The 18,871-nt window shown below is 68.7% G+C and carries 15 protein-coding genes; 5 read left to right on the top strand and 10 right to left on the bottom strand.

Annotated features, from left to right (window positions below; translation table 11 throughout):
• Positions 1 to 16: 16 nt before the first annotated feature.
• On the top strand, positions 17 to 1,516 hold the full coding sequence (locus OXG83_00755) for a glutamate synthase subunit beta (protein MCY3963536.1): 1,500 nt from the start codon (positions 17 to 19) through the stop codon (positions 1,514 to 1,516).
• Between the two features lie 214 nt (positions 1,517 to 1,730).
• A complete protein-coding gene (locus OXG83_00750; protein MCY3963535.1) occupies positions 1,731 to 4,646 on the top strand; it encodes a carboxypeptidase regulatory-like domain-containing protein in 2,916 nt (971 codons plus the stop codon).
• A 143-nt stretch (positions 4,647 to 4,789) separates the two neighbouring features.
• Here OXG83_00750 and larA read toward each other — a convergent pair whose 3' ends face one another.
• Complete coding sequence (gene larA, locus OXG83_00745; protein ID MCY3963534.1) at positions 4,790 to 6,067, bottom strand: nickel-dependent lactate racemase; 1,278 nt, start codon at positions 6,065 to 6,067, stop codon at positions 4,790 to 4,792.
• A gap of 17 nt (positions 6,068 to 6,084) precedes the next feature.
• The gene (locus OXG83_00740; GenBank protein MCY3963533.1) at positions 6,085 to 7,473 is read right to left on the bottom strand and encodes a DUF1080 domain-containing protein; all 1,389 of its coding nucleotides are present in this window, start codon (positions 7,471 to 7,473) and stop codon (positions 6,085 to 6,087) included.
• Between the two features lie 111 nt (positions 7,474 to 7,584).
• Between OXG83_00740 and OXG83_00735 the strand changes: the two genes are divergently transcribed.
• Entirely contained in the window at positions 7,585 to 8,670 is a 1,086-nt protein-coding gene (locus OXG83_00735) for a malate/lactate/ureidoglycolate dehydrogenase (protein ID MCY3963532.1), read from the top strand.
• A gap of 85 nt (positions 8,671 to 8,755) precedes the next feature.
• Here OXG83_00735 and OXG83_00730 read toward each other — a convergent pair whose 3' ends face one another.
• From OXG83_00730 to OXG83_00710, 5 genes are read right to left on the bottom strand one after another with little or no spacing between them, the layout of a single operon-like run.
• Positions 8,756 to 9,805 (bottom strand): hypothetical protein, encoded by a 1,050-nt coding sequence (locus tag OXG83_00730; protein MCY3963531.1) that lies wholly within the window; start codon positions 9,803 to 9,805, stop codon positions 8,756 to 8,758.
• 22 nt (positions 9,806 to 9,827) lie between these two features.
• A complete protein-coding gene (locus OXG83_00725) occupies positions 9,828 to 10,664 on the bottom strand; it encodes an ATP-binding cassette domain-containing protein (GenBank protein MCY3963530.1) in 837 nt (278 codons plus the stop codon).
• On the bottom strand, positions 10,661 to 11,464 hold the full coding sequence (locus OXG83_00720) for an enoyl-CoA hydratase (protein ID MCY3963529.1): 804 nt from the start codon (positions 11,462 to 11,464) through the stop codon (positions 10,661 to 10,663). The genes OXG83_00725 and OXG83_00720 overlap by 4 nt, the downstream gene beginning before the upstream one ends.
• Positions 11,461 to 12,639 carry a CoA transferase gene (locus tag OXG83_00715; GenBank protein MCY3963528.1) on the bottom strand — a complete coding sequence of 393 codons (1,179 nt, stop codon included), beginning with the start codon at positions 12,637 to 12,639 and terminating at the stop codon, positions 11,461 to 11,463. Before OXG83_00715 ends, OXG83_00720 begins: the two co-directional genes overlap by 4 nt.
• A gap of 7 nt (positions 12,640 to 12,646) precedes the next feature.
• Positions 12,647 to 13,381 (bottom strand): DUF4336 domain-containing protein, encoded by a 735-nt coding sequence (locus OXG83_00710; GenBank protein ID MCY3963527.1) that lies wholly within the window; start codon positions 13,379 to 13,381, stop codon positions 12,647 to 12,649.
• 137 nt (positions 13,382 to 13,518) lie between these two features.
• Here OXG83_00710 and hemB point away from each other — a divergent pair, with 137 nt between their 5' ends.
• Entirely contained in the window at positions 13,519 to 14,499 is a 981-nt protein-coding gene (hemB, locus tag OXG83_00705; protein MCY3963526.1) for a porphobilinogen synthase, read from the top strand.
• 122 nt (positions 14,500 to 14,621) lie between these two features.
• Here the strand turns inward: hemB and OXG83_00700 are convergent, their stop codons facing one another.
• Positions 14,622 to 15,332 (bottom strand): class I SAM-dependent methyltransferase, encoded by a 711-nt coding sequence (locus OXG83_00700; GenBank protein ID MCY3963525.1) that lies wholly within the window; start codon positions 15,330 to 15,332, stop codon positions 14,622 to 14,624.
• Positions 15,329 to 17,398, bottom strand: a complete 2,070-nt coding sequence (locus OXG83_00695; GenBank protein MCY3963524.1) for a S9 family peptidase — start codon at positions 17,396 to 17,398, stop codon at positions 15,329 to 15,331. Before OXG83_00695 ends, OXG83_00700 begins: the two co-directional genes overlap by 4 nt.
• Positions 17,399 to 17,464: 66 nt before the next feature.
• On the opposite strand from OXG83_00695, the gene OXG83_00690 reads away from it, so the two are divergent.
• Entirely contained in the window at positions 17,465 to 18,331 is an 867-nt protein-coding gene (locus OXG83_00690; protein MCY3963523.1) for an AMIN domain-containing protein, read from the top strand.
• A gap of 28 nt (positions 18,332 to 18,359) precedes the next feature.
• Here the strand turns inward: OXG83_00690 and OXG83_00685 are convergent, their stop codons facing one another.
• Entirely contained in the window at positions 18,360 to 18,866 is a 507-nt protein-coding gene (locus OXG83_00685) for a hypothetical protein (protein MCY3963522.1), read from the bottom strand.
• Positions 18,867 to 18,871: the final 5 nt, after the last annotated feature.

The raw sequence follows: 18,871 nt of genomic DNA, 5'->3' as shown, positions 1-18,871 counted from the left end.
GAGGGCACGCGGGTTCATGGGCAAGGACACCGGCTTCAAGGAGTACGCGCGCGCCGCGGTTCCGTACCAGGATCCGCTCATTCGCGTGACCCACTACGGCGAGTTCCTGCAACCCGTCGCGGAGGAGCATCTCGCCACGCAGGGCGCCCGCTGCATGGACTGCGGCGTCCCCTTCTGCCAGTCCGACGAAGGCTGCCCGATCGACAACCTGATCCCGGAGTGGAACGACCTCGTCTACCAGGGGCGCTGGCGAGAGGCCCTGCGCCGACTCGAGCGGACGAACAACTTCCCCGAATTCACCGGCCGGGTCTGCCCCGCGCCCTGCGAAGGCGCCTGCGTGCTCGGGATCACCGACCCGGCGGTGACGATCAAGAACATCGAGAACGCAATCGTCGACCGCGGCTTCGAGGAGGGCTGGATCGTGCCCCGGCCACCGGCGAGCAGAACCGGCAAGAGCGTCGCCGTCGTCGGCTCCGGTCCGGCCGGCCTCGCCGCTGCCGCCCAGTTGAACAGCGTCGGTCACTCGGTCACCGTGTTCGAGCGCGAGGACCGGATCGGCGGCCTTCTGATGTACGGCATCCCGAACATGAAGCTGGACAAGCGGCAGGTCGTCGATCGCCGGATCGACCTGATGCGGGCCGAGGGCATCGAGTTCGTGACCGGCGCCCACGTCGGCGTGAACGTCAAGGTCGCCGACCTGCGCCGGGACCACGACGCGATCCTGCTCGCGTGCGGCGCCACCCATCCGCGCGACCTGGCGATTCCGGGCCGCGAACACTCCGGCATTCACTTCGCGATGGAGTTCCTGACCGAGCACACAAGGGCGCTGCTGGACCGGGACCTGCCCAGCGACGGCGCCGGCGTCGTCGAGACTCCGATCCAGGCTGAGAACAAGAACGTGATCGTCATCGGCGGCGGCGACACCGGCGCCGACTGCATCGCCACCGCGATCCGGCACGGCTGCGCCTCGCTCGTCAACTTCGAGCTTCTCGACCGGCCGCCCGACGATCGCGCGCCGGACAATCCCTGGCCGGAGTGGCCGCGCATCTTCCGCGTCGAGTACGCGCACGCCGAGGCCTCCGCCCGTTTCGGCGCCGATCCGCGCGTCTTCTCCGTCCTCTCCAAGCGTTTCGTGGACGACGGAGCCGGCAACGTCGCCGGCATCGAGACCGTGCGTATCGCCTGGCGAAGAAACGAATCCGGCCGCTTCGCGATGGAGGAAGTGCCGGGCACCGAGGAGACCTTCGAGGCCGACCTCGTGCTGCTCGCGATGGGCTTTCTCGGTCCCGAGGCTACGCTCGGAGAGCAACTGGGGCTCGCGACCGACGCCCGCACCAACTTCGCCGCCGAGCCCGGCCGGTACGAGACCTCCGTTCCCGGCGTGTTCGCGGCCGGCGACTGCCGCCGGGGCCAGAGTCTGATCGTATGGGCCATCAACGAGGGTCGCGGCGCCGCGGCCCGAATCGACGAGTACCTGACCGGGGCCACGGAGTTGCCCCTGCCGTCCACCGGTTGACGGCCCTGGAAATTCAACTTCTTGGAGCGGATTCCGCACACTTTGACGGGCGGCGAAGCGGCCCTTATAGTCCTCTTCGTTCGTGGCCTTGAGCCGCCGCGCCCCACCACCGTCACAACCAGTTCCGACAGGCCTTCAAGGCGTGAACCGCGCGCCGGTGGGCTCGCAATTGAGTTCGGCGGCACTCATTCAGAAAACAGAGGAGAAACCAACCATGCAGTGGACCCGCCCCCGGGCACGTCTTCTTGCGATCCTCCTGGCAACGACCTGCGCCTTCCTGATTGGCGGCGCCGGTTTTGCCCAGACGATCACCGGCACGATCGAGGGCTACATCTCGGATGTCGCCGGCGACCCGATCCCGGGCGCCACGGTCACCGCGACCAACCAGGACACCGGCATCGACCGGGCCGTCATCACCGACGCGAACGGCTTCTACAGCGCGAAGGCCCTGCAGGTCGGCACCTACTCGGTGACCGCCGAACTCGCCGGCATGCAGACGACCCAGCAGGCAGACATCTCCGTCCTGGTCGGCCAGATCAAGGACGTGAACCTCACCCTCGAGGTCGAGTCGTCGTCCGAGGTGATCACCGTCACCTCCGAGGCGCCGATCATCGAGGTCAGCCGCTCCGGCGCCGCCAACTACATCGACGAGGTGGCGATCGAGAGCCTGCCGATCGTGGGCCGGGACTTCACCGACTTCGCGATTCTCACCCCCGGCGTACAGCGCGACCGCTCCCGCGGTTTCCTGACGATGGCCGGCCAGCGCGGCATGTACAGCGGCCTTTCGGTGGACGGCGCGGACAACAAGAGCACGTTCTTCGGCTACGGCCGCGGCGGTGAGGCGACGGAGAACGACGGCCTGATCATCGCTCAGGACACCGTGCGCCAGTTCCAGGTCATCACCAACGGCTTCTCGGCTGAGTACGGCCGGCACGGCGGCGCCTTCATCAACGTGGTCACGAAGTCCGGCACGAACGAGGTCAGGGGCTCGGCCTTCTACCAGTTCCGCGACGACAGCATGGCCGAGGATCTGCCTTCGTCGCCGCTCGACGACCACTTCGGCAACGACGGCTCGCGGTCGGTGGACACGTTCGACACCCAGAACTACGGCGTCTCGGTCGGCGGTCCGTTCAAGCGGGATCGAACGCACTACTACTTCGGCATCGACCTTCGCGACCAGGACATCCCGTTCACCCGCTCGCTGCGTTCGACGGGCGCGAACAGCACCTACGACCTGATCATGCAGCGAGCGCAGAACGAGCCCGCCTTTGCCGCCCTGGTCGAGGGCTTCGACCGGAACGCCGACGGCTCCGCCACCGGCCTGTTCCTGCGCTCGGTGAGTAACCAGATCCTGTTCGGCAAGCTGGACCACCAAATCAGCGACGCGAACCTGATCACCCTACGTGCCAACTGGACCGACTTCGAGCGCGAGAGCAGCTATCTCGACGAGGAATCGCTGAAGACCGAGGACACGCTGACGACGATCGTCTCGATGACCTCGGTCATCGGCAGCCGGGGCGTGAACGAGTTCCGGATTCAGGCTGCTGACGACAACCTGGACCGCCTGTCCAAGCGGGTCGGGACGCCGATCGAGGCGCAGGTCCGCTTCCGGTTCGCCGGGTTCGACAGCGTCGGCAAGTTCGACTTCCTGCCGATCTTCGTCGAGGAGTCGCAGCTCCAGATCAAGGACGACTTCTCCTACCTGTTCGGCGCGCACGACCTGAAGTTCGGCGTCGACTACTCGAAGGACGACCTGGCGCAACTCTTCGCCGGGAGCCGGGACGGCCGCTACGACTTCAACTCCCCGGAGGACTTCCTGAGCAACAATGCCAATCGCGCTCGGATCTGGTTCGGCGACTCGACCTACCCGAACTACGACGAAACCCAGAGCGTGCTCGCCTTCTATGGCCAGGACAGCCTGAAGCGGGACAACCTGACGCTCAACTACGGCCTTCGCTACACGTCGACTGACAACCCCGACGGTCTGGACCACAGCGAACCCGACGGTCGAGCAATCCCGGACACGCAGAACCTGGCGCCCCGCTTCGGCTTTGCGTTGTCACAAGGCGAGGGCCGATCCGTCCTCCGCGGTGGTATCGGCTTCTTCTTCGGCCGGACGCCGACTCTGCTCTTCGCGAACCAGGTGCAGGCAAACGGCGTACCGCCGAACTACGGCCGGATCACGGTCCGTCCCGGTCAGAACGGCTACGTGGACCTCGGTACACCGATCGACAACGAGAACCCTCCTCCCGGGATCACTCCTGCGATCTCCTACGTCGACCCCGCGTTCGATGACGCCCAGACGCTACGGATGAGCGTCGGCTGGGAGCGAGAACTCGGCAACGGCTGGAGCGCCGGCGTGGACGCTGTGTACGCCGACGCAAGCGGTCTGCAGCGGAACACGGACTTCAATCGCACCTTCGGTGGCTACGACGAGTACGGACGTCCGATGTGGGCGGGCCGCCCAAGGGACGATGTTGCCGAGATCCTGGTCCGGCAGTCCCGCGGCGAGTCCGAGTATCAGGCGGTCACCCTGAAGGTGAACCGGCGCTTCACCGGCCGGTATCAGTTCAACGCCCACTACACCTGGGGCAAGGACCGGGACACCGACTCGAACGAGCGTTCGGCGACCGGCGTCACGATCTCCGACCTGGGCAACCTGGACTACGACTGGGGCCTCTCGGACCGTGACATCAAGCACCGCCTGGTGGTCACCGGCATGATTCAGTTGCCGGCCGACTTCCAGATCTCGGGCATCATCAACTACCAGTCGGGCTATCCGTACACGCTGGTCGACAGCGGTTTCGACCGCGTTGCCTGCGGCTTCCCCATCTTCAACTGCCCCGACCCGTACGCGATCATGGACGGCGTACTGGTGGGCCGCAACACGGAGCGCAACGAGTCGATCCAGACGATCGACGTACGAGTCGGCAAGTTCTTCCGCTTCGGCAACGACATGCGGCTCGACGTCTTCGTCGAGGCATTCAACCTGTTCGACCAGAACAGCTTCGGCGTCGGCTTCGGCCAGCGGAACATCAACAACGGAGTCGTTCCCGACACCCTCGGGATCCCGTCGTTCCTGACGACGAGGCCGCGTCAGCTGCAGATCGGAGGCCGGTTCAGCTTCTAGCGGCTGACCGCCTCCTGAAGCCGCGGCGTCCAAAACCGCGGTGAAGTGAATCGAGGGCCTCTCCGGCGACGGAGAGGCCCTTCTTCTTCAACGCGGTCGCCGCTTCTCGGCACGTTTGTCCCCGCGGGTCAGAAGACCTGCGGTCACACGGCCGCGACGTACGGAATCGTCTGCGGCCCCTCCGGCAGCACACAGACTCGCGCGTCAGGCTGACCGGCCACGCACTCGGCGAGCGCAACATCCAGGTCCGGAGCCGGCTCGAAGTGGGCAGCGGCAAGCTGCTCCCCGCTCAGGCCATCCGCCTTGACCAGCACTCGGGCCCGGCGTTGGATCAAGGCCTGGACCTGGACCTGCCACTGGTCCGGCTCGGTGACCGGTCGAGCTTCGATCTGCGCCAGCAGCTCGGCGGGCGAGGTTCCGCGGCGGAGCAGCTCGGCGTACCGCCCGTGGTCCGGGATGCCGTCGCTGCACTCGGCCGCGCAGAGGATCGTGCCGCCATCGGCAACGACCTGCGCCGCGGCCGACATCCCCTTGACCGCCTGGTACAGGTTCTGATCGAGCGGATAGCCGGAGTTCGTGGTCACGACGACCTCGAACCGGTGATCGGTGGCTCGCATGGCGATCGGTTTGGCGGCCTCGCAGGCGCGTCGGTGCATCGCGAACAGCTCGCCGGCGAAGACATGGGTGATTTGCTGCGACCGGTCGAGCAGGACGTCCACACTGAAATGTGGCCGCGCCTCGGGCCGCGCCGCGATCGCGCGGATGTCGCTGTGAAGCGGGTTGTCGTCGATGATTCCCCAGGTCGAGCGCGGGTCACCGACGCGCGCGGCGTCGTGCAGCGTCAGCACCGTGTCAAGGCCGGCAAGGCCGGGCGCCACCATCTTCGGTCCACCCGAGACGCCGGCGAAGAAGTGCGGTTCGACAAAGCCGGTCGTGATCCGCAGGTCGGCATCCAGCCAGTGGCGGCAAAGTCGGGTCGGCACGCCATTCCCGCTCTCTCCCAGGTCGACCAGGGACGTGTCGTCCCGCGCGTCATGGTTGATCACGCGGCAGGACGCGATGATCTCGTCGCCGAGCATCGCCAGCAGTTCCTCCGGCGTATTCGCGCGGTGAGTACCGGTGGCAATCAGGATCGTTACATCCTCCGGTCGCACGATGCCGTCGAGTTCCCGCAGCACAGCGCCCACCATCTGCCGGCGCGGCTGCGCCCTGGTGATGTCGCACACCGAGATCGCGACGGTCTGCCCCGGCTTCGCCAGCTCCCGGAGGGGCGGCCCCGCGACCGGCCGGCGCAACGCCGCGGTCAGAACCGCGGCCGGATCATCGAGCGCCGGCGCCTGGACCGGCTCGATCACGGTCGTCCGCTCGCGCGGCACCTCGATCTCAAGGCCGTTGCGGCCGTAGGCCAGGCGGACACGCATCGACCCGACGGGCTCCGCTACTCCGCTTCGTCGAGCCGGCGCACCTTGATGCTCCGGAACGCGACCTCATCGCCGTGGTCCTGGAGCAGGATGCGCCCCTCGGGCCACTTGCCGAACCCTTTCCGGCCTGCGAACTTGCTGAGGGCGATCGCCTCGTCGAGTTCCGCCGACTCGCGATCGAACATCAGCACCGGCACGTGGTTCAGCCAGTGCTCGACCCGGCCGTCCGCGTGGACGACGATCCGAGCGTGGTTGTAGCGCCCCGGACCCTTGACGAAACGCCCTGTCTTGGTCGCCGGCAGCAGATCGTAGAGGGAGGCCAGAGTGCGATTGCCGTCCCGACCTGACTGCGCGTCCGGATGGCGAAAGTCGTCCAGGATCTGGTACTCGAATGCAATCGCAGACCCCGGTGCCGAGTCGTAGCCCTCCGTCACCAGATACTTGATGCCGCTATTGGCGCCCTCGGTCATTCGGAACTCCAACTGGAGCTCGAAAGCCGAGAACGCCTCCCGCGTCACGATTCCGCCGCCGCGCGGCTTGCCCGGCTCAGACGCGTGCACGGTCAGCTCGCCGTCGCGCACTTCCCAGCCCGTCCCTGGGAAGTCCTCGCGATGGGCGCCCCGCCACGCTTCCGTGCTCTCACCGTCGAAGAGCAGCCGCCAGCCGAGAGCGGCCTCCGCCTCCGAAAGCCGGTTCGGCCGCGTGTCGACGATGTAGGGGAACTTCCGCCCGCTCGGCGTCAAGCCCTCCGTCCGCAGCAGCACGTTCCGGTAGCGAACCTGCCTGCCCCCTCCGTCCGGCCCCACCGAGTGGACCTGGAGCGCGATGAACCCCTTCGGCGTCATCTCGTCGATCAGGAACGTCGCCGGCACGTTGTTCAGCCAGGTGCGGATCTCGGGGCCGATCGCCTCGATGTAGAGGTGGTTCCAGCCACCCTGGCGGAACGCCTCGCTCGCCGCCGGGTTCGCCGCCAGTGGATACAGCCAGCCGCGCCGGGCCTCGTCGTAGACGCCGGCGCTCCAGGCCCGCTCGCTGGGATCGATCTCCACCTGGTAGCCATGCACCGTGCCGTTCCGGTACTCGGGATCGCTGTGGCTCCGGATCTGAACCCCCGCGTTCAGCCCCTCGTCGATCTTGAACTCCAACTGGAGCGCGAAGTCGCCGTACTCCTCCTTCGTCGCCAGGAAGGAGTTCGGCGTCTCGATCACTGCCGTGCCGACAACAACGCCGTCCTCCAGCGAGTACTCCGCGGCGCCGCCGAGCTGCCGCCACCCTTCCTCGAGTCCGCCGGCCGTCAGATCGATCCAGCCGGAGCCGGGATCCGGTTGGGAAAGCCCGGGTGCCGCCGCACCGAGCAGAAGGAACAAAACGGCCGGCAGGAACGACGAAGCTGCGGAGGGGCGCATCGAGGCGTCAGCTTACCGTCCGCGGGGACTCGGATAACACCCGGCGGCCGAGCGCACTGCGGGCTAGGATCGCCGCTTTCACGAACGCAGGAGATCAGAGGAGCCAACACCTTGGAGTCCATCGACATCCGGCCACAGGCCTTGCGGGAAGCAGCCATGATGATCCTCGAAGCCGGCGGCAGCGAACCCGGCGAGGCCCGCGTCGTCGCCGACCACCTGGTACTGGCGAACCTCTCAGGCCACGACAGCCACGGCGTGGGCATGTTGCCCGCCTACGAGCGGAGCCTCAGCAACGGAACCCTGAACCCGAACCAGAAGGTCGAGCTGGTCCGAGACGACGGCGTGATCATGATGTTCGACGGCGGCATGGGCTACGGCCAGGTGGTCGGCCGGCAGGCCACGGCGGCGGCGATCGAACGCTGCCGGACCAGCGGCGTGGTCCTGGCGCCGGTCCGCTACTGTCACCATCTGGGCCGGATCGGCACGTACGGCGAGCAGGTGGCGGACGCCGGTCTCGCTTCACTCCACTTCGTCAACGTCGTCGGCCACCCGGCCCTGGTCGCGCCCTACCGGGGTACCGACGCCCGCTACTCCACGAATCCGATCTGCCTCTCGCTACCCGGCAGCGAAGCACAACCCCCGATCCTCCTCGACATGGCGACCAGCCGGATCGCCCACGGCAAGGCGCGGGTGGCTCACAACATGGGCGACGAGGCGCCGGAGGGCTCCCTGATCGACCATCGAGGCCGCAAGACCCGCGACCCGGGAGTGCTCTTCCGGCAGCCGGTGGGCGCGTTGACCTCCTTCGGCGACCACAAGGGCTACGGCCTCGCCGTCTTCTGCGAACTCCTCGGCGGCATGATGAGCGGCGGCCGCACCGCCCAGCCCGAGCACGAGATGGAGGGCACGATCATCAACAACATGTTCATGATCGTGTTCGACCCCGACCGGCTTGTTCCGCGTTCGGCGATGGAGCACGAGCTCGCCGCCCTGGTCGCTCACGTCAAGGCATCGCCCGCCGCCGAGCCGGACGAGCCGGTGCTCGTACCGGGCGATCCGGAGCGCGTCAGCCGGATCGAACGTGCCGAAGCGATCCCGGTCGACGCGGAGTCCTGGCGACAGATCGTCGCCGCCGGCGAACGGCTAGGGGTGGAGGCCGGGCGACTGGAAGCAGAGGTCCAGGAGCTCGCGCCGTAGAACGCTACGCGTAAGTTCTCCGGGCGAGCTCCTGGGCGAGGACGGGATGGGCCGAAACACCGAGCCTGCGAGGGGTTTCGGGGCGCTAGCGCTCCGCCTCGCTGAAGAAGTCCCACAGAAGCTCGCCCCCGAAGTTGCCGGCGTCGTCGCGCGGCCAGATGTGGGCGCCGTCCCAGGAGCAACTGCGCACGGCGCGGTCGCCAGCGCAGCCGGGATGCTCAACGCAACTCAGCGCCCGGCGGCCGTCCCAGGGCGTCTCGACGGCAGTCGGCTCGGCGGAGCAGGACTGCGACTCGGCCCACTCCTCCGCCACGCCGTGCTGCGAGGTGTAGATGTACCCGTCGCTGGCGAATGAACCGTCGATCGGGACCGTACGGTCCGCCGTGCCACCGACCAGCAGCATCGACGGACCGGACGCTCCGGCCGCGCAGTTGAAACCGCGCGCCAGGTAGCCGTGCATCGGCGCGACCGCGGCCAGGCGGTCGTCGAGGGCACAGCCAAGCCGGTGGACGAACATGCCGCCGTTGCTGTAGCCGGAGGCGAAGACACGGTCCGTGTCGATGCAGAGCTCCGCCGCCAGGTGGTCGATCAGTGCGGCGATGTAGGCCACGTCGTCATGGCAGGAGCACCAGTTGCACCGCCCGCAGGTTCCGCACTCCGGCGGGCAGGGGTACGGGTCCGCATCCTCGCGGCAGGCGGCCGCTTCCGGCTGGAGCGGCGCGCTGCAGGCGAGGTCGTTCCAGGACGTGATCGTGGCGTTCCGGCTCTGGCCCGGCGGCCCCAGGGACGCCTCGAACGACGTGCTCTGCGGTAACACCAGGACGAAGCCTTCGCGGTCGGAGAGCTCCGACAGGCCCGTCCAGCCGTCGCTATGTCGGGCGCTGCCGGTGTAGCCATGCACGTGCAGCCACAGGGGCGCCGGGGCGACGCCGTCGAAGCGGGCAGGCAGGTGGAGGCGGTAGCTGCGAATCAGGCCCCCGTGGGCGAGCTCCAGGTCAACGCTTGTGCCGGGCGTAGCGGCCGATGCGAGGCCGGCGACACCGGCTGAACAGCCCGGGCTGTCGGCGGCGCCGAGGGGTACGGTGACGGCGAGGAACGCGACGAAAGTCGCGATGGTTGACCGTCGTGGGCACATTGCCGGCATCGTAGCGCGGCGCCTAGCCTGGCAGCACCTGGAAGTAGCCGTCCCGCTCCACCAACTGCACGCCGACGTCGAACAGCTCGGACAGTGTCCCGCTCGTCAGCACTTCGTCCTTCGGCCCGTCCGCGAACACGCGACCGGCCTTCAGCAACACGAGCCGCTCGACCTCCGGCGGGATCTGGTCGACGTGGTGGGTGACGATGATCAGCGTCGTTCCCGCAGCAGCCAGGGCCCGTAGCCGCTGCATCAGTCCGAAGGCCGCTTGCAGATCGAGGCCGGTCGCCGGCTCGTCGAGCAGCAGGGTGTGCGGCTCGTGGACCAGCGCCCGCGCCAGCAGTACGCGACGCTGCTCACCGGAGGACAGCGTGTCGAAGCGCCGTCCCAGGAGGTCGCCGGCGCCCTGGCTCCCTGCCGCCGCCTCGGCCCTTCTCCGCTGCCCTTCGGTCAATCCCTGGTGCCGGTAGACGCCGACGCTGGCGAAGAAACCAGAGCACACCACGTCCAGACCCGAGAGCCAGCCGTGATGGGTCGCCTGCAGTTCGTGCGACACGACACCGAGCTGCCGGCGCACGTCGAACACGTTCCAACGGGCCCGGCCCAGCAGCCGCATCCGGACGCCCGGCCGGCGAAGCGGGAAGAACTCGCCGTTCAGCATTCGCAGCAGGGTGGATTTGCCGGCGCCGTTGGGCCCCAGCACGGCCGTGTTCCGGCCTCGCGGAATCGTGAGCGTTACGCCGTCCAGCGCTGGTCGGCCGCCTCGCACGACCGTGACATCGGCAAGTTCAAGCAGCGGCTCGTCCATCGCCGTCGCCATTTCGGCGGCCTCCGCCCCGAGGGCGGGAGAACTCGTCACCGCCCCCGGAACCGCGGCGGCCGCTTCTCGAGGAAGGCCTTCCGGCCCTCGACGTAGTCGTCGGAGCGGAAGCAGGCCTCGACGAGCTGCTTGACCCGGTCCAGGTCGCGGCGTTCCGGGTCCTTCGTGGCCTGACGGATCGCGAACTTCGCGGCACGGAGAGTCAGCGGGGCGTTGGCCGCCATCCTGCCGGCCAGATCGCGGACGGTGTCCTCGAGGTCATCGGCCGCAGTCACCCGGTCGATCAGCCCCATGTGCAGCGCCTCGGCGGCGTTAAACCGCCGCGCCGTCAGCAGGATCTCGCTGGTGCGGGACGGCCCGACGAGATCGACCAGCACCTTGATCCCGGCGAAGCCGTAGCCCACGCCCAGACGGCCGGCCGGGATCCCGAACAGCGAGTCCTCCGACGCGATCCGCAGGTCGGCGTTGAGCGCAGTTGCCAGACCCCCGCCCAGGCAGTAGCCGCGAATCATCGCGATCAGCGGCTTCTCCAGCGCGGCGAAGGCCCGACCGGTCTCGCGGCCGGCCTGGTCGTAGCGCTCGCGCGCCTCGACCGTCGTCCGCAGCTTCTCGAACTCGGAGATGTCGGCGCCGGAGACGAACGCCCGGTCACCGGCACCGCGCAGCACGACGACCCGCACCGCGTCGTCCTCCTGGAACCGGCGCAGGACCTCCGCCTGCGCGACCTGCATCTCGAACGAGAGCGCGTTCCGCCGTTCCGGGTTGTTGTAGGTGAGCCAGCCGACGCCGTCCTCGACCCTCGCCCTGATCTTCGTCGTCGGCAGTTCGATCGCGTTCACGCAACGACCCCCGCGGCCCGCAGAGCCTCGATCTCGGTCTCTTCCAGCCCCGCCTCCGCGAGGATCTCGTCGCTGTGCTCGCCCAGCCCGGGCGCCCGGCTCCGCAGTTCGAAGGGCGTCCGCCGGAGCTGGACCGGCTGGCCCACGAGCCGCACCGGGCCGAGGTCCGGGTGCTCCAGCGGCACGGCGATGCCGGAGTGCCGGACCTGGGGGTCGGCGAAGGTCTGGCCCAGGTCGTAGACCGGGCCGCACGGCAGGCCGGCATCGTTCAGGCGCTCGACGATCTCGTCCACCTCGAAGCGCCGGGTCAGCTCAGCGACCTCCTCCTCGAGCCGCGCACGGTTGGCGACGCGGCCGGCGGAGTCCCTGTACTCCGTCCGCTCGAGCAGTTCCTCGCCGCCGAGGGCCTGGCACATGCCGCGGAAGTGCTTGTTACTCGTGGCTGCGACGTTGACCCAGCCGTCGGCCGCGGGGAAGGTCCCCATGGGCGCGATCGTCGGGTGGTGGTTGCCCTGTTGGCCGGGGACTTCACCCTCGACCAGGTAGCGCGCGGCCTGAAAATCGAGCATCCCGATCATCGCTTCGAGCAGCGAGGTCGTCACCCACTGCCCTTCGCCCGACCGCTCGCGCTCGCGAAGGGCCGCCATGATGCCGAAGGCGAGGTAGAGGCCGGCCGCGAGGTCCGATATCGCCGTCCCCACTCTCACTGGGCCCTGACCGGGTAACCCCGTGACCGACATCAGCCCCCCCAGACCCTGGGCGATCTGGTCGACGCCGCCCCGCTCCCGGTACGGACCCGTCTGGCCGAAGCCGGACACGCTGGCGTAGACGATCCGCGGGTTGACCGCCCGCACCGTCTCGTAGTCGAAGCCGAGCCGGTGCTTCACGTCGGCGCGGTAGTTCTCGACCAGCACATCGGCGTCGCGGACGAGGCGCAGCAGCACGTCGCGGCCTTCGTCCTGCTTCAGGTCCAGCGTCAGGCAGCGCTTGTTGCGGTGGAGGTTCTGGTAGTCGTGGCCGAGCCGGCGGGAGATGCCGATGTCCTTGCCCGGCGCGGGCGGGCGCTCGATCCGCACCACGTCGGCGCCCCAGTCCGCGAGCTGTCGCACCGCGGTCGGCCCGGCGCGGGCGATCGTCAGGTCGAGGACCCGCAGGTCCGCCAGGGGGAGTGACACGGGAGGGTCAGACCTCGGGCACAGGAGCGCCGGCGGGCGCGGGTTCGGGGGGCGTTTCGAGGCCATCAAAGATCCAGGCGAGCGCTGCCTCAACCTGCCGCTTCGCGTCCTCCTCCACCACGTCGCCGTGGCAGGGCACCAGGCGGTCGAACGGGGACCGCAACAGGCGCAGGCAACTCGCGGCACACGCCGCGCGGTCGCGGATCGCGAACCGGAACATACGGCTCATCGCCACGCGGCGATGGACCCCCGTCAACCTGCAGTAGGCCGACGCCATCAACCCCTGGCGCTGCCGTAGGTTGAAGAGCAGGTCGGCCACCAGCAGGGAGCCGCTCGGCCGGTGACAGAACGCGACTTCGCCGATTCCCGGCATGCCGTCGATCGGAATCGAGATCAGGTCGCTACCCCAGGAGGACGCGATCCCGAGGGTGCCGCTGAACGCCACGTCCTTGCGCTTCTCGGCCAGACCCGGCGCGCCCAGAACCTCCGCGTCGGGGAAGCGCTCTACCGCGGCGGGAAGATAGAGGTGGTGGAAGCGATTCGGCCCGACGAGATACCGCACCGGTCCGAGCGCCGCGAGTTCCTCCGCAGTCGGGTCGTCGATGGGTCCCGGGGAGCAGAGCCACAGGTCGCCCGCGCTGAGCCGTACAACGATCATCCGGGCAGGCATGACGAAGCCGACGGGGATCTTCTGCTGGTGGTCGACGACCCAGATATCCGCGCACACCTCCCTCAGTGCCATGGCGGGAAGTATAGGTCCGCTCCCCATGGAACCGCCGCGCCAAAGCTGAGCCGGACGGCCGGCCGGCGTGTCGATCCCGCCGCCTCCGGCGCACTCAGTGTGTGGTCGCGGACGGGCCGGCGTAGAATCCCCCGGCCATGCAGCCGATGCCCATCCGTCCCCGGCGCAACCGCCGCTCGGCGGCAATCCGATCGCTGATCCGCGAGACGGACCTCGGGCCCGACCGGCTGATCTACCCGCTCTTCGTCATGGAGGGCAGGGATGCCGCCGAACCGATCGACTCGATGCCGGGACAGGCGCGGCTGAGCATCGACCGCCTGGTCGCCGAGAGCCGCGCCGCGCACGCGCTCGGCGTGCCAGCGGTGGCGCTGTTCCCGGCCGTGGACGACGAACTGAAGGACCGCACCGCCAGCGGCGCCCTGGACCCGGACGGTCTGGTCCAGCGCGCCGTCCGCGAGCTGAAGTCGGCGCTCCCCGAGATGCTGGTGATCACGGACGTGGCGATGGACCCGTACTCCAGCGACGGTCACGATGGACTGGTCGAGGACGGCGAGATCGTGAACGATCCGACGCTCGAGATCCTCGCCGCCACCGCGGTCTCCCAGGCCGACGCCGGCGCCGACGTCATCGCCCCTTCGGACATGATGGACGGCAGGGTGCGGGCAATTCGCACCGCCCTCGACGGCGCCGGCCACGACCAGGTCGGCATCCTGAGCTACACCTCGAAGTACGCCTCGAACTTCTACGGGCCGTTCCGCGACGCCCTCGACTCGGCGCCCCGCGCCGGCGACAAGAAGACGTACCAGATGGACCCGGCGAACGTGCGGGAAGCGGTACGCGAGGCGCGGCTGGACGTCGAGGAAGGCGCCGACATCGTCATGGTGAAGCCCGCCCTCGCATATCTCGACGTGATCCGCGCGGTACGCGAGGCGGTCGACCTGCCGGTCGCCGCCTACCAGGTCAGCGGCGAGTACGCGATGATCCAGGCCGTCGCCACGAACGGCTGGATGGACGGCGACGCCCTGATGCTGGAAACGCTGACCGCGATCCGGCGCGCAGGGGCGGACATGATCCTGACCTACTTCGCGCGGCGCTGCGCCGAAGTACTGGACAGCTAGGAGGCTGCGCCGCAGAACGCTGCGAAGCAAGTTCTGCGATGCGGCCTCCTGGTGAGGTGGGGGCTGGGGCCAAACACGGAGTCTGCGACGGGTTTGGCGGCTCTAGCGCATCCGCCGCGCCGCTAGCGGGCGGCGCGGAACAGGAACAGGTGCTGGGTCGGCAACGAGTCGATCCGCTCGACGAGTTCATAGCCCGCAGGCAACCACTCCTTCATCACCTGCTCAATCGACATCCGGTGGTCGAGCTTGATGTGGGCCGCCGTGCGGCCCTCCAGCCGGAACTCCGCCAGAGCGATCACACCGTCGGGCGAAAGCGCCTCCCGCATCGTCTCGAGCATCGCTTCGGGCTCCGAGAACTCGTGGTACACGTCCACGAGCAGCATCAGGTCGACCTCGCCTTCCGGCAACCGGGGATCGCCCTCGGTGCCCAGCACCGTCGACATGTTCGTGACTCCCTCGCGCCGGGCGAGTTCCTCCGCGATGCGCAGCATCTGGGGCTGGATGTCGTTGCACAGCACGCTGCCTTCCGGGCCGACCGCCGCCGCCATGCGGCGGGCGTAGTAGCCCGAACCGCAGCCAATGTCGACGACCAGCATCCCCTCCTCGATCGGCAGGGCGGCCATCAGCGCGTCAGGGTTCTCCTCTTCGATGCGCGAGGCGCGCTCCAACCAGCCGGCGCCCCGGAACGACATCACGTCGGCGATCTTCCGTCCCTTGTAGACACCCGGATCGTCCGCGGTCTGGGCCGCTGCCGGGGCGAACCCGGACGCCAGCGCGGCGAGCACCGCCGCGCCGACGGCCAAAGGCCCCAAGCGCCCGAAGGGACGGTTCAAGGTTCCAGCCAGCGGGCGAGCCATCCCAGCACCTCCTCGTGCCATTGAATGCTGTTCGCCGGACGGAGCACCCAGTGGTTTTCGTCCGGGAAGTACAGCAGGCGGGCCGGCACGCCGCGGCGCTTGAGCGCCGTGAAGGCGGCCAACCCCTGGGTCTCCGGAACGCGGAAGTCCAGAGCGCCGTGGATCACTAGCATCGGGGTCTGCCAGCGGTCGACGAGCAGGGCCGGATTGTGAGTCTCGAACCCCTCCGGGTTGTCGAAATAGCTACCCCGGTGGTCCCACTCGACGAACCACAGTTCCTCGGTCGTGTAGTACATCGAGCGCAGGTCGAACACGCCGTCGTGGTTGACCAGACAGCGGAACCGGTCCGGCCAGGCCCCGGCGATCCAGTTGACCATGTAGCCGCCATAGGACGCCCCCAGCGCGCAGACCCTGTCGCCGTCGAGGAACGGGTAGCGGTCGAGCGCCGCGGCCAGTCCCTTCTTCAGGTCCTCGAGCGGCTTGCCGCCCCAGTCGCCACGGATCGAATCGGTGAAGTTCTGCCCGTACCCGACCGAGCCGTGGAAGTCGATCATCACCGCGGCATAGCCAGCGCCGGCGTAGGCCTGCGGGTTCCAGCGGTAGTGGAAGCTGTTGCCGAACGAGCCCTGCGGCCCGCCGTGGATCAGGAACGCGACCGGATAACGGCGGTCGGGGTCGAAGTCGACCGGCCGCACCACGTAGCCATGCACCGTCTCGTTGTTCCAGCCTGCGAACGTGAACTGCTCGTAGCTGCCCACCCGCGCCGCCGCCCGTTGCTCCGCGTTGATCGCGGTGAGCGCCTTCCGGCCTCCGCCGTCCGGCGCGCTCACGTAGAGCTCCGAAGGCCCGGCCAGGTCGTTGTGGAGCTTCACGAGCCGGTCCTCCGACACCGCCAGACCGGCGATCGAGCCCTCACCGTGCAGCCGGGTCACCTCACCGCCGGCAACGTCGACCGCGAACAGACTCCGCTGGCCGAGGTCGGCCGCCGTGACGTAGAGCGTCCCGCCGTCGGCCGAGAAGGCGAGACCCGACACGGAACGGTCCCAGTCGGCGGTCAGCGCCCGCTCGTCCTCGAGCCGCTCACCGTCTAGCCGAGCCAGCCGTACCTGGAACCGGTCCGACTCGTAGCCCGGACGTTCCATGGCAACCCAGGCCAGTGTGTCGCCGTCCGGCGAAAGAACGGGGTGACTGTCCCAGGCCGGATTGGAGGCGGTCAGGTTGACGGGCTCGGAACTACCGTCCGCCGGCGCCAGATAGAGATCGAAGTTCGTGGACCACGCCTCGGGCGTACCGCCGGCGCGCGAAGCGAAGATCACCGCGCTGCCGCCGCCCGCGAACGCGATCTCCTCGGCGCCGCCGAAGGGCCTCGGCGGCGCGTCTTGGTCGAGTCCGTTCATCAGGTCGACCGGATCTCCGGCAGCAGCCCCCGAGTCGTCCAGCTCCAGGACGAAGACGTGCGATCGCCGGCCGTCCTTCCAGACATCCCAGTGGCGCACGAAGAGGTCGTCGTAGCCGACACCGGTGGTCTTCCCTGACGCCCGCTCCTCGAGCCGTTCCGCCGTGCAGTCGAGCGTTTCGCACTCAGCGAACACATCCATCGTCAGGGCGATGCGCCGACCGTCCGGCGACACGACCAGGTTGCCGACGTCGAGCGGCAGATCGGTCACCTGGCGCGGTTCGCCCCCGGCAAGGGGCAGGCGCCAGACCTGCGCACTCCCCGAACGCGTCGAAAGGAAGTAGAGATCCCTGCCGTCGGGCGACCAGCGCGGATGGTAGTCCGCCGCCTCGTGCGTGGTCAGACGGCGGGGTGCGCCGCCCTCCACCGGCACCGACCAGAGATCCGTTCGACCGCGGTTCGCAGCCAGGTCGGTCGTGCGGACGACAAAGGCGACGGTCGACCCGTCCGGCGCCATCTGCGGGTCCGAAAGCCGCTCCATCGCCAGCATGTCGTGGACCGAGAACGGATGCGTCTCCTGCGCCGGCAGCGCCGCCCAGGACGAGACGGACAGGGCGACGAAAACGGCCGGTGCGAGGCGCTGCATGGCTGCCGCGCAGGCTATCGCAGAGACAGTGGTAAACTGTGCCTCTTCAGCATGCGTCAAACCGCCATGAGATTCCTCGTCTGTCTCACATCGGCTCTCCTCGCCGCGACGGCCGGTGCCCAGACCAACCGCCTGACCTCAGCCGGGCTCAACGGTGATGTCCTGCGCCTGAACGTGACGGACAGCGTGCAGGCAGTGCGTCACTTCGAGTTGCCGAACCCCCCACGGGTCGTGCTCGACCTGTTCGGCATCGACCGCTCCGTCGCGGAGATGCCGGCGCCGGCGCCGGGCAGCCCCGCGATCGAAGTGCGCACCGGCAGGCATCCGAGTTTCCTGCGCGTCGTGGTCGACCTGAACCAGGCCCTGCCCGGGTATCAGGTGCGCCAATCCGGCGGGCTGATCGAGGTCGGTCTAGGCCCGACCGCGCTGCCGTCATCCGGGGGAGGCGTCCTGATCGAGAGTTCTCCGGTTCCCGACGACCCCTCCAGGCCTCCCCGGGATCCGGCACCGGTCGTGGCCGTCGGCGTCGAGGCAACCCCCGCCGCCGAGGTCGCTCCCGCAGCCGACCCGGTGGTCGCGGTCGACGCGGCTCCTGCCGCTACTCCACGCGCCGCCGATGGTTCACCGAACCTGGACGATCTGACCACGGACGAACTGCTAGCGCTGATCGAAGCGGAACTCGAGGCCGCGGGTCTCGACCAGGCGCAGTCCGCGGAGGAACTCATCGAGCAGGTCGAGGCCGAGTTGGACGCGAACGAAGGCCGGCCGGCCGCGAGCAGTCCACCGCCCGACCGCGCGGAATGGCGTCTCCGCCGAACACCCAGGCCCCAGCCCACGCCGCCCGCCGACGGCGAAGAACGGCTACCCTTCCGGTTCGTCGACGAGGAGCCGGCCAAGCCGCCGCCGGACGACGACGACAACGACGACAACTAGCGCCGCCGCCGCGCAGCCTGCTGGCTGCTCAGCACCAGAAACACCAGTGGTAGGGCGGCCGGAAGTAAGTGATCAGCCGGCCGCACACGATGACCCCGACCCAGCAGGCGAGAGAGATCGCGGCGGCAGTTCGGGCCCTGACGGGCGCCGTGGCACCGGCGGCGGCGGCCTTCACCGGACGGTACGCGAAGCGGTAGAAGACCAGGATGTTGAGACCCGCTATCGCCATCAAGGAGAACTTGATCTGCACCGCCGGGTTGTAGAGGTACTGGTTCGGCGCGCTGACGACGAACAGGAAGCCGGTGCAGACGTTCAGGAGATAGCCGCCGACACCCCAGGGCACGAGGCGGTGCAGCGCCGCCATCGGAATCCCCCGCGCCACGCCCAGCAGCCGAAGATCCCATGAGCCGATCGCGCCGATCAGCAGCGACAGGCCGAGAAAGTGGAGCGACTCCACCGTGGGCCACCCCCACGAGGTATGCATGAAGTCGTAGATGCCGCTCTTCTGACCGATCGAGTACAGCAGGTCTTCCATCGCCG

Source organism: Acidobacteriota bacterium (genome assembly GCA_026707545.1).
Classification (GTDB): Bacteria; Acidobacteriota; Thermoanaerobaculia; order Multivoradales; family Multivoraceae; genus Multivorans.
Note: the sequence above shows the minus strand (reverse complement) of the source record. Positions and strands in the feature narration are given on the sequence as shown.